Consider the following 13,232-nt stretch of genomic DNA (forward strand, 5'->3'; position numbering starts at 1 on the left):
AACATAAAATTCTGTTAACCACATGGATTACAAAGAATTCTAAGCGATTAATTAATTTTTATTTGATTATTTATTTTCTAATGTATTTTTTATACTTACAGAAATAAAGTACAAACAAAATTTAAAATGTCTTTAATAATACTATTATATAAAACAATAAAAGCCTTATGTTGTTGACTCTTACAGATTGCTTATCATCTGTTTTGAAAACACATTAGGCTTTTTAAATATTCAATATACTATTTTATATATCTTGCGATTATATTTTTATATACCATATATTATTTTTTCTTTTTATTGGCTTTTTCTATATTAATTTTGTTACCTTTTATCTTAATATCTTTCATTTTTTCAATTACTGTTTTTGCATCTTTTTTAGGTATTTCAACAAAAGTATACTTATCATATATATCTATAGTCCCTACCATTTTACCTGGTATTCCAACTTCTCCAGCTATAGCACCAACGATATCTTTAGCTTGTATTCTTTGATTTCTACCAATATTGATAAACAATCTAATCATACCATCTCTAGCTCCAGTAACACCTTTTCTATCTCCACGTTCTCTCCTAGGTTTTTCTTCTATTATTTCTTCTTTCATTTCTTCACCTAGAGATAACTTAACAAGTGCAGCAGCAATATCAACCATTGCATAATCTTCATCATTACAGAAGCTTTCTAACCATTGTAATTGTTTAGTTAAATGACCTTCTTCTATAGTTTGTTTAACTTGTGCAAAGAAAGTACCTACTTTTTTCTCTTCAACATCAGTTATTGTTGGTATATTATGCTTGATTAATTTAGATTTAGTATATCTTTCTATATCTTTCATCTTTCTCATTTCTTTTCCAAATACAAAAGTAAATGACATACCTTCTCTACCAGCACGACCAGTTCTACCAATTCTATGAACATAGTATTCTTCATCTTGTGGTAAATCATAGTTGAATACACATTCAACATCATCAACATCTATACCTCTAGCTGCGACATCAGTAGCAACAAGTATATCTATTGTACCATTTCTAAACTTATCCATTACTATATCTCTTTGTGTTTGCTTTAAATCACCATGTAATGCATCTGCAAAATATCCTCTTGCTTGTAAATCTCCCACTAATTCATCTGCTTTTCTCTTAGTATTGCAGAAAACAACTGACAATTTAGGGTCATACACATCAACTAATCTACATAATACTTCCAATTTATTTGATGATCTAGTTTCTATATAATATTGTTTTGTATTTGAAACTGTAAGTTCTTTTCTAACAACTTTTATATGTTCTGGGTCTTTTTGATATCTCTTAGTTAAATCTAAAATTCCTTTTGGCATAGTTGCTGAAAAGAAAGTTGTTTGTCTTTCCTCAGGAATCTTACTTAAAATCATTTCTATATCTTCTCTAAATCCCATATCTAGCATTTCGTCTGCTTCATCTAGTATAATCATTTTTACATTATCCATCTTTAATGTTTTACGATTAATATGGTCTATTGTACGTCCAGGTGTACCTATTACAACTTGAACACCACTCTTTAGAGATTTTATCTGTCTATCTATTGGTTGACCACCATATATAGGTAATGTCTTTATTCCGTACGAGTATTTAGCTAGTTTTCTTATTTCTGTAGATACTTGTATTGCAAGTTCTCTTGTTGGGCAAAGTACTACAGCTTGTAAACTTCTATTATTTGGGTCTATTGTTTCTAGTATAGGTATACTAAAAGCTGCTGTTTTCCCCGTACCAGTTTGTGCTTGTCCTATAACGTCTTTACCTGACAAAATTGCAGGTATAGACTGTGCTTGTATAGGAGATGGCTCTTCAAACCCCATTTCAGCTATAGCTTTTTTTATTCCCTCACTTATTGGTAAATCTTCAAACTTTGTTATATTCATATATTATTCCTCTCCGTTATCAATTAATCTTAACCTATCCATTATATACTTTTTTAGGATATTCTGCAATTAATATTTTTAACAGTATGATTAAATAATATACATAAAATACAAAATTGATATATATATAAAATATGTAAATAACATTAATATACCTTGTAATCTACTAAGTCTATTTGATTTAAGAGTTGGTACTATTACTAATAACAATAATAATATCATAAATGGTATATCAAGTTTTCTATTTTGAGATAATATTGGTATGTTATTTGGTATTGCTGATACAGCTATTACTGATACTATATTCAATATATTTGCACCTAAAATATTTCCTACAGATATTTCATGATGATTTTTTCTTATGGCAGTAATTGAAGACACTATCTCTGGTAAAGAAGTTCCAAGTGCTATTATAGTCAAACTCACTATACCTTGAGGTATATTAAGAAAACTAGCTATTCTTACACCACTCTCTATAAGAATTTGAGAACCTATTATCATCATTATTAAGCCTGTAGCAAAAATTATTAGTATTTTTATGATTTCTGCTATAGAGAAACCTCTGTACTGTTTACTCTTCTTTGTAGGTATTTCTTTAATAGTATTTTTTTGAACACCTCTATTTTTAGTATGCGATTTCCCTACAACACTCTTATAGTTATTAACCATATAAAAAATCAATATTATTATAAGTAATAATGAATCTCCTCTTGTTATAACTCCATCTAACCCCAATAAAATTAAAACTATAACAGATACTATTAATAGTAAAGACTTAGAAAAAAACATTTTTTTATCTACATTAAATGGACTTATAAAAACAACTAACCCTAATGCTAATCCTGTATTACATATTATAGAACCAATTGCATTTCCTAAACTCATTGTAGTGTGACCATCAATAGAAGCAAGTAATGACACTGTAAATTCAGGCAATGTTGTTGCAAAACTAACAATAGTTGCTCCAAGTATAATTTCTGAAATATTCGTTTTTCTACCTATCTCTACAGTACAATTTATAAAGATATCTGCGCCTTTAGTAATTAATAGGAAACCTACTAAAAATAATATCACTGTGATAAACAATATATCACCTCCCCCTATTAAATAAATATTCAAGTTGTAAAGATGTATGCTTTTTCTTTTTTGTACTGAGATTTATTTATTTCTAATTTATAATTTTTTCAAATATTACCTTATTAATTTAGACATTTATTTGTTTCATTTTATTAATATATGGGTATAATTTCATCACATTACTAACATATAATTTGTTTTATACTTTAAAACGACATTTTTTTATTTTTCATGTATACAGGATACGTATAATATGTTATTATTATATTAGAAAATATATTTTTTAAAAAATATATAAAATAAATTAAGTATATAAAAATTAATTTTAATAACATTATTTATCATTTAAATCTAAGGAGGAAATACTTAATGAATGCATGGCAAGGATTTAAAACAGGAAGATGGACTAAAGAAGTAAATGTCAGAGAGTTTATACAATTAAACTATTCTCCATATGAAGGAAATGACTCTTTCTTAGCTGGTGCTACTGAAAACACTAAAAAATTATGGGACAAAGCAATGGTCTTATTTAAAAAAGAAAGAGAAAATGGTGGTACTTTAGATGTAGATACAAAAACTATTTCTGGAATAGCTGCATATGCTCCAGGATATTTAGATAAAGTATTAGAAACAATAGTTGGATTACAAACGGATGCCCCTTTAAAAAGAGCGGTTATGCCATATGGTGGTATAAAAATGGTTGAAAATTCATGTGATGCTTTTGGATATGAATTAGACCCTGAAATAAAAGAAATATTCACTAAATATAGAAAAACACATAACCAAGGAGTTTTTGACGCATATACTCCAGAAATGAGAGCTGCTAGAAAATCTGGTATAATAACAGGTCTTCCAGATGCTTATGGTAGAGGTAGAATAATAGGTGACTATAGAAGAGTTGCTTTATATGGTGTTGATGCCTTAATAGAAGATAAAATCGAACAAAAGAAATCATTAGAAGTTTCTTGTATGGATGAAGAAGTTATAAGACTAAGAGAAGAAATAACTGAACAAATATCAGCTTTAAACGAACTTAAAAAAATGGCTGAATCTTATGGATTTGATATATCAAAACCAGCAACTAACTCAAAAGAAGCTGTACAATGGTTATACTTTGGTTATTTAGCTGCTGTTAAAGACCAAAATGGTGCTGCAATGTCTTTAGGTAGAACATCTACTTTCCTAGATATATACTTTGAAAGAGATTTAAAAGCTGGAACAGTAACAGAGGAAGAACTACAAGAATATATGGACCATTTCGTTATGAAGTTAAGAATGGTTAAATTCTTAAGAACTCCTGATTACAACAACTTATTCTCTGGAGACCCAACTTGGGTAACTGAGTGTATAGGAGGTATGGGAGTAGATGGTAGAACATTAGTTACTAAAAACTCATTTAGAATGTTAAATACTCTATATACATTAGGACCATCACCAGAACCAAACTTAACAGTTTTATGGTCAACTAAATTACCTCAAGGATTCAAAGATTTCTGTTCTAAAGTATCTATAGATACAAGTTCAGTTCAATATGAAAATGATGATTTAATGAGACCATACTGGGGAGATGATTACGGTATAGCTTGTTGTGTATCTGCAATGAAAATAGGTAAACAAATGCAGTTCTTCGGAGCTAGAGTTAACTTAGCAAAAACTTTATTATATGCTATAAATGGTGGTATTGATGAAAAATCTGGTGCTCAAGTTGGGCCAAGATTTGAGCCTATAACTTCTGAGTATTTAGATTTTGATGAAGTTATGAGTAAATTTGAACCATTTACTGATTGGTTAGCAAACTTATATGTAAATACTTTAAATGTAATACACTATATGCATGATAAATACTCTTATGAGGCATTAGAAATGGCATTACATGATAGAGATATATTTAGAACTATGGCTTGTGGTATGGCTGGATTATCAGTTTGTGCGGATTCATTATCTGCTATAAAACATGCTAAAGTTAAGACTATCAGAAATGAACAAGGAATAGCTGTTGATTTCGAAATAGAAGGAGATTATCCAAAATACGGAAACAACGATGATAGAGTTGATAGTATAGCTGTAGAGCTAGTTGAAAGCTTCATGAATAAGATAAGAAAAAATAAAACTTATAGAAATTCTTATCCTACTCAATCTATACTTACAATAACTTCAAATGTTGTTTATGGTAAGAAAACTGGTAATACACCAGATGGTAGAAGAGCTGGTGCTCCATTTGCTCCTGGTGCAAACCCAATGCATGGTAGAGATACTAATGGTGCTTTAGCTTCATTATCTTCAGTTGCTAAATTACCATATGAGCATGCTCAAGATGGTATATCTAATACTTTCTCTATAGTACCTGGTGCTTTAGGAAAAGATATGGCTGAAAGAATAAATAATCTTTCTGCAATGATGGATGGTTACTTCGCTCAAAATGCTCATCACTTAAATGTTAATGTATTTGATAGAGCTACTTTAGAAGATGCTATGGAACATCCAGAAGAATATCCACAATTAACTATAAGAGTTTCTGGATATGCAGTTAACTTCATAAAATTAACTAAAGAACAACAATTAGATGTTATAAACAGAACATTCCACGGTAAAATGGCTTAGTCTTTAAATTTTTATACTTTAGCTAAGATTACTACTGTGTAGAAAATAAAAATAAATGGCTATCTTATATTCGGATTATTTCTGGTATAAGATGGCCTTTTTTAGAGAAATATTATAACTATTAATAAAGTTATCAAAATATATTGTGAGGTGAACTCTATGATTAAGGGAAAAGTACACTCTATAGAAACATTTGGTACTGTAGATGGCCCAGGAATAAGATACATACTATTCTTTCAAGGATGTCCTCTTAGATGCAAATACTGTCATAATAGAGATACATGGGATACCAAATCTGGAAAAGAATATACAGTTGATGAAATAATAACTGATGCTCTTAAGTATACTTCTTTTATGAAGTTTTCTGGTGGAGGTATTACTGCTTCTGGTGGCGAGTCTACTCTTCAACCAGAGTTTTTAAGTGAACTATTTAAAAAAGCTAAAGAAAATAACATACACACTTGTCTAGATACATCTGGATTTGTAGATATAGAAACTATAGACTCAGTTTTAGATAATACTGACTTAGTTTTGCTTGATTTAAAACATATGGTTGAAGAAAAATCTATTGATTTGACTGGTGTGGGTATGGATAAAGCTTTAAAACTTGCTAAACACTTAGAATCAAGAAATATTCCAGTATGGATAAGACATGTTTTAGTTCCTGGGATTACTGATGATATAGATAACTTAGAAAGATTAGGTAGATTCGTTGCTACATTAAAAAATGTAGAGAGATTCGAATTGCTACCATATCATTCTATGGGAATACACAAATGGGAAAATTTAGGCGTTGATTATGAGTTAAAAGATGTTCCTGATGCTACCAAAGAAGATATAAAAAAAGCTAGTGAAATAATCTCTAAGTTTGGAGCAAAAGTATATAATAGCTAATACTCCTTGAGATTAATAACTATCACAATAAAATAAGGTAAAATATACGATTTAAAAAACCTTATATTTTACCTTATTTTTAATATACTTTATCTACACTCATCAATTTGATAATTTAAGTCTATAAAACTCAGATGCACTTACAGGTCTGCCAAATAAAAAACCTTGAATAATATCTACACCTAAACTCTTCACTATATTGTATTCTTCATAAGACTCAATACCCTCAACACAAACTTTCAAATTGATAATATGAGCTAATTTAATAATATATTCTAGAAAGGTATGTTCATAACTATTATATGTAATATTCTTAACAAAACTTCTTTCAATCTTTATTATATTAACAGATAACTCTTTAAGATAATTTAAAGATGAATACCCAGTACCAAAATCATCAATTGCAATATGTACTCCAATACTTTTTAAACTGATAAACTTGTCATTCAATAAATTTATATCTGGTATCCAACAATTCTCTGTTAGTTCTAAAATCAAAAACTCAGGTTTTAATTGATATTCTATCAAACATTCTATTATAAAATCTCTAAAAAAATCCTCTTTTAATTGAATATACGATACATTTACAGATATTTTGAAATCTGGATTTACTTTATGCCATTCTTTACACTGTTTTATGGCCTCTTTTATAATCCATTTTCCTACTGGTATAATTAGATTACTTTGTTCTAGTATTGGTATAAATTCAACAGGAGATACTTCTCCATAAGTATTTGAATGCCATCTCAAAAGTGCCTCTGCTCCTATAACGTTTTTGGTAGATGCATCTACCTGTGGCTGGAAAAATAACTCAAGGTCATTAAAATCATTTTCAATACACTCTCTCAATTTCTGTTGCATTGAAATTACTTTCAACTTATTTTCATAGAGTTCTTTTGAAAAAAACTTCATTCTATTTTTACCACCCATTTTTGCGATATCTAGTGCAATGTCAACATGTTTAAATAAGTCCAAATAATTATCTCCATCTTCTGGGTACATAGCAACCCCCGCAGTTACTGTACAATAGTACTTATTTGATTCGATTTCATGCTGAGTATTTGTATACAATTGTATTTTTTCATATAAATTCTCTATCGTTTCTTTATTGCACATAGGGTAAAAAAATGCAAATTCATCTCCATCTAATCTGTACAATCTAACATCCTTAGGTAAATATTCTAAAACTTCTGTAGCAATTGCACGCAAAACCTTATCACCATAAGAGTGCCCATATTTCTCATTTATATTTTTAAAATTATCAATATCCATGATAAATATAGCTCCACTTGTATAGATTTTCTCTTTTATAATACAATTCATTCTGTATTCAAATTGTTCTCTATTCCAGGTTCCTGTGATAGAATCAAATTTATTCTTTTCACCTATATTCTTTATTCTACCAACTATAATTATAGTTTTTTGGTCATCTGATACATAAGCCTTCCCTCTACAAGAAATCCATACTACTTCTTCATATTTATTAATTAATCTATATTCTAAATTATGTTCATCTTTTTTTCCATCTACCAACGCTTGTATATCATCTTTCCATACTTTGACATCATCTGGATAAACAGTTTTACTCCAACAATTGACTACATCAGAATCCATATCTTTACTTAAGTTAAATTCATCAAAAATTGCTGAAGAAATTTTAAATTTATTCCTATTTATATCCCAAAAAAATATATAATCTTCTGTGCTTTGAGACAAAAGTTCAAAGAAAATTTCTATATGATCTAAATTTAAAGAGTTCGATTCTTCTCTCATCTTTTCCCCCTACAATATAAGTAATATAGTAAGATTATAACCCTACTTATAATAAAAATAAAGTAGGGTTATAATTTATTACTATTGGTGTAGTTTAATCAACAAAATATTCTTATTTATATTATACTATTTTACTAATCTTTTTATCTCATCAAATGCATCTTCATTTCCATTTCCTCCTACCTTAGTTATCTTATCAAATTTCTTACTTTTAACTAAAGTTTTTTGAGACTCATCAAGTGATTTTTCTACAATCATTACTGGTGATTTATTTTTACCTGCTAAAACACCTACTGTTAAAGCATCTATTAAATCATTTTCTCTTAACATCCCATTTTTTGTTACATAAAGATTTCTTAGTTCTTTATCCTTATAAAACTCTTCTATTACTTTTGAATTTGTTTTATTTCTATCTTCTCCACCTATTCTCTTTGGATTTGGAAACTGTTTTTCTATAGATTTTGGCAAAGAAGTTTCTCCTCCTATAATATAAGATTTTGATATTTCTTCTTCATCTATAAATTTTTTAATAGATGTTATCTCATTTTTTACATTTGTAAGAATTATTGGAGTTTTATTTTGTGCTGAAATGCCACCAACACTTATTGCATCTGCTAATCCGTCATGTCCATTGACTACAGATACTTTTTCTACATCTATTATTTTATCTATTTCTTTAGCAAGTCTTAGAGAAGTTGAATATCTATCTACTCCACCTATTCTTATAATAGTAAGCCCTTTTAATTTTAATTCTTTTTCTAAATCAGAGCTTAATGTATTTTCTCCACCTATTATATAAATATTTTTTGCTTTTAATCTTTTTATCTCTTCTTCTGTATTTGCATTTAATTTATCTTTTTCAGTTAATAAAATAGGTGCATTTTTAGTAGATGAAAATGGAGTTGCTGATAGGGCATCTGGTATTGATGTACTATTTACCAGTATCACATTTTCAGCTGATTCAAAACCTCTTTTACTTATTTTTATAGCAGTTTTGTATCTATCATCACCTGTTAAATTTTCTTCTGATGGACTAGTTGTATTAGTGGATGAACCTCCACTACTTCCTCCGCTGTTTCCACCACTATTTCCACCTGAATTATCATTATCTCCTTGGTTATCAGGTATCTTCTCCCATTGCGCATAAAGTACTATATTATCATCAACATTAATTATATCACTTCCATCACCTTTATATGGAGTTCCACTACCATCTGGTTTTGTATTCCATCCAATAAATTTGTACCCTTCTTTTGTAAGATTTCCTGTATTCGCTTTTACACTTGTATTTGTATTTCCATCATGCAGTTCATCTTCAGGTACATCTCCTTGTCCACCATTATTTTCATATTTAACTCTGTATTTATCTGTCCAAAATGCATAAAGAGTTGTATTTGTATCCTTTATGTTAAACTTTTCTCCTGCTTTATACCTACTTCCTGTATCATCTGCTTTTGTACTCCAATAAAAATTGCCTCCTCTACCAGAAGGTGCTACTAAACCATTATCACCAAGTATAGTAACTTCATCTCCTTTTCCATATATATTATTATCTATTGGCGCTGTACCTGTACTTCCATTTTTATCATATGTTACTCTACATTCTTCTTTCCATTGTGCAAATAAAATTGTATTTTTTGTAAGGTTAAATTTATCACCATCTCTGTATGAAGTACCTTCACCATTATTTTTTGTATTCCATCCCATAAATATTGCTCCAGATTTAGATGGTATCTGACTTGTAACAGTTACTTCAGCGCCTTTTTTATGTTTTTCTTCTGATATACTTCCTGTTCCTCCATTTAAGTTATAATCTAATTTATATCCCCATTGTGCATATATCGTATCTCCTGCTATATTTGGCGGAATAGGGTCCCCTTCTTTGAAAGATGTGCCACTTCCATCTTCTTCTGTATTCCACCCTATGAATTCTTCATCACCATTGATAAGTCCACCTGACCCTGGGAATTTGTCAGCCTCTCCTGGTTTTGGTAGTTCTGGAAGTGTACCTGTTCCTCCATTACCATCCAGTTGCAAATCATACTCCCATTGTGCATAAAGATCTACGTTAAAATTGTCATAATCGTTTAATAATACCTCAAAACTTGAGCCTAAATTATAAGATGTTCCTGTACCATCAGCTTTTGTATTCCATTTTGTAAGTTTATAATTTGTTTTTTTAAGGTCACCTTCATTTCCTTTAATTTGCAAAGTAGCATTCTGATGATACTTATTTGAATCTGATGGAACATTACCTGAAGTATTTCCATTTCCGTTATATCTTACTTGTAAAAAGTCTGGAATCCAAATGGCATAAAGTGTTGTATCTCTATCGATATCTGTTCCTATTAGAATTTCTCCGCTTCCATATGGTTGAGTACCACTTGCCAAATGGTCCCTTGAGACACTCCAAGCATCAGTATGATAGTTTGCTCTTGTAAGATTATTACTGAACGCTAAATAAGAATCAAAATTATCAAGGTCATATACTTTTTGACCTGTTATTACTGGTCCAGGAATAACATTTCCCCCATTAAATATAGCTTCATTTATCGTTCCTCCAGTAGCCCCATTATCATCATAAGTTATTGTAATATTATTAACTCGCCTTAAGCTTTTATCTTGAATCTGCTTATTAAATATCTTATTTAAATCATAATCAGCAAAAACATTTGAATAATTTAAAGGAATTATAGCAAATGTAAGTATGCATATAGTTAACTTTTTTAACTTTTTATTCATCAAAACCCTCCCCTTTATATAAAAATTAATTTTATTTTTCATTTTGTAATTTGTAAAATAAAGAAATACTGATAAAATCTATATCAGTATTTCTTATAATTATTAAAATCTTATTCTTATATAAATATTAAATACGATTTTAGATTATAAATTACAATAATAAACAACTTATATTATTAATTTTTTTGCCACACTGCATATAATATAATGTTTCTTTCGTCCATAGTGATTGTACCTGATACTATTGTTGATGAGTCATTTCTAACTGTACTCCATCCTACAAATGTATAAGTATCAGCATTAAGCCCATTAACATTTCCTAAAACAGTCACAGTATCTCCTTTTTTATATTCTGTTGTATCAACAGGAGCCATACCTGAAACAGTTACTCCTGAAGGGAAGTTTGCACTATAAGCTACCCTATAAGTTTTTTCAGTTACAGTAAAATAAATTGTGTTTGGATTAATTCCAGAAGAATCAAGTGCAACTATTTGAGATTGACTTACTGGGTCTAAGTTGTATCCAGCAGGAACCTTTGTAGAGTCTGGAGTTATTGTATGGTCTCCAAGTACAGCATTAACAACCTCTGTATACGTATCTCCAACTATATTACCATCCTTATCTTTAAAACCAATTGTTAAAGTACGTTCTGCTTCTGAAGGCATCTTACTTACTGTAAAGTAAACTCTATCTGGTACAAGACCGCTTGTACTAAGATTTACCATTTCAAATTGGTTGTCTGGATTAAGTACATATCCATTTGGTACCTTTGTAGAATCAGATTCCACTCTATGATTTCCATATTTAGCTGGTAGTGTAACTGTATATGGGTCTCCAATTATTGCTCCACTATCTTTATCTTTAAAGTTAACTGTAACTATACGATTTACAAGTGGAATATCAGGACTTACTGTAAAGTAAACAATACTCTTGTCAAGCCCTGTTGGTTGTAAATTAACAGTCTGAGTTTGATTAGAAGGATCAAGCTTATAACCATTAGGAACTTTTGATGTGTTTGGTGTTACGTCATGTGAGCCTAGTATATCTGGAATTTCTTCTATATAAGTACTTCCAACATTATTTCCATCTTTATCCTTAAATCCAACTATAAGAACACGATTTTCTTCTGGCACTCCAGCCTTATCAGGAATTACTGTAAAATTAACTTCATTTGGGTTAACTCCATTTTGAGCAAGATTCACCACTTTAGATTGACTTGCTGGTTCTAATTTATATCCAGCAGGAATTTGTGTAGCATCAGGTGTAACTGTGCTATTTCCATACTTAGCTGGAACTCGAGTTGTATATGACCCAACTATAGCTCCTGTTTCTTTATTTTTATAATTGACCTTAATAGAAAGTTTTGCATTTGAAATTTCAGTAGATGCATATGATGTTCTTGTAGCGTTTCCATTCCCTGTATTAGGTGATGTATAGCTCCAATTTACTCCAGACATGTCTCGATTTGTCACAAAAGAATAAATTCCTGTCATTTGACTTCCTGTTATTCCTGCAGATGGTATGCCATTAGGGAATCCATAGCTTGTTCCATAAATAGTTGAAACTTTTTCCCCATTAATTTGTAATACCCAACCTTCTTGAGAACCTCCCTTTGGATCAGTTCCCCATACATACTTTACATTTAATGAGTTCCCACCACATGGGACAAATAATGAGAAAAATGTTACATATCCATTTCCCATATTTGCACGAAGGTCAACTTGATATCTTCCATTAATATCATATCTTCGCTCTGTACTTTGTAGTACTTCATTATTAACTTTATCTGGTAAAGTTTGTGCATATGATGGTACTCCTACACCAACAACTAAAGCTAAGGTTGCCACAAAAGATGTTAGTTTACTTAATCTGTGTTTCATTAAAAATCCCCCTCCAATATTTTTTATTTCAAACAGATTTTTCATACTTTATTTTGCATAGTCTTTATCAAAACTATTTATTTAAAGTCTAATTAATCTATTATGAAGTCTATCTTAAAAGTGAAGTTTTTATAGTTTATTTAATTTTTACTTGAAATCCTTTTTATTAAATAAAAAATATATTTAATTTTTACACAAATATATTAATACTTTATAGACTAGATATTTTGATTTTATTTTTGTAGAATTAAACAGCCTAAAAAAACAATAGCGTAAGATATTTTATATATTTATATTACTTAAAGTAATTAACTTTAATTGTTTTCAATTTCATGAAAATTAGTTGTGATATATGTTCAGAGTATCAATA

At 29.5% G+C, this 13,232-nt stretch carries 7 protein-coding genes; 2 read left to right on the top strand and 5 right to left on the bottom strand.

All coding sequences use genetic code 11. The annotated features are described in order from the left end of the window. Positions 1 to 281: 281 nt before the first annotated feature. Together KGF52_RS06315 and KGF52_RS06320 are read right to left on the bottom strand one after the other, a co-directional pair. Positions 282 to 1,895 (bottom strand): DEAD/DEAH box helicase, encoded by a 1,614-nt coding sequence (locus tag KGF52_RS06315; protein WP_227839503.1) that lies wholly within the window; start codon positions 1,893 to 1,895, stop codon positions 282 to 284. A gap of 90 nt (positions 1,896 to 1,985) precedes the next feature. Then, positions 1,986 to 2,981, bottom strand: coding sequence for a calcium/sodium antiporter (locus KGF52_RS06320; RefSeq protein WP_227839504.1), 996 nt, complete (start codon positions 2,979 to 2,981; stop codon positions 1,986 to 1,988). Positions 2,982 to 3,341: 360 nt separating this feature from the next. Here KGF52_RS06320 and pflB point away from each other — a divergent pair, with 360 nt between their 5' ends. Beyond that, a complete protein-coding gene (gene pflB, locus KGF52_RS06325) occupies positions 3,342 to 5,573 on the top strand; it encodes a formate C-acetyltransferase (protein ID WP_227839505.1) in 2,232 nt (743 codons plus the stop codon). 159 nt (positions 5,574 to 5,732) lie between these two features. Then, positions 5,733 to 6,467 (top strand): pyruvate formate-lyase-activating protein, encoded by a 735-nt coding sequence (gene pflA / locus KGF52_RS06330; RefSeq protein WP_227839506.1) that lies wholly within the window; start codon positions 5,733 to 5,735, stop codon positions 6,465 to 6,467. Positions 6,468 to 6,569: 102 nt separating this feature from the next. Here the strand turns inward: pflA and KGF52_RS06335 are convergent, their stop codons facing one another. The 3 genes from KGF52_RS06335 to KGF52_RS06345 all read right to left on the bottom strand — a co-directional run bounded on the left by KGF52_RS06335 (position 6,570) and on the right by KGF52_RS06345 (position 12,862). Continuing rightward, positions 6,570 to 8,240, bottom strand: coding sequence for a bifunctional diguanylate cyclase/phosphodiesterase (locus tag KGF52_RS06335; RefSeq protein WP_227839507.1), 1,671 nt, complete (start codon positions 8,238 to 8,240; stop codon positions 6,570 to 6,572). 126 nt (positions 8,241 to 8,366) lie between these two features. Beyond that, positions 8,367 to 10,982: a cell wall-binding repeat-containing protein gene (locus tag KGF52_RS06340; RefSeq protein ID WP_227839508.1), complete on the bottom strand. Its 2,616-nt coding sequence runs from the start codon at positions 10,980 to 10,982 to the stop codon at positions 8,367 to 8,369. A gap of 176 nt (positions 10,983 to 11,158) precedes the next feature. Continuing rightward, on the bottom strand, positions 11,159 to 12,862 hold the full coding sequence (locus KGF52_RS06345; protein ID WP_227839509.1) for an InlB B-repeat-containing protein: 1,704 nt from the start codon (positions 12,860 to 12,862) through the stop codon (positions 11,159 to 11,161). Positions 12,863 to 13,232 lie beyond the last annotated feature (370 nt).

It is taken from the genome of Clostridioides sp. ZZV15-6597 (assembly GCF_020657815.1).
In the GTDB taxonomy this organism is placed as follows: domain Bacteria; phylum Bacillota; class Clostridia; order Peptostreptococcales; family Peptostreptococcaceae; genus Clostridioides.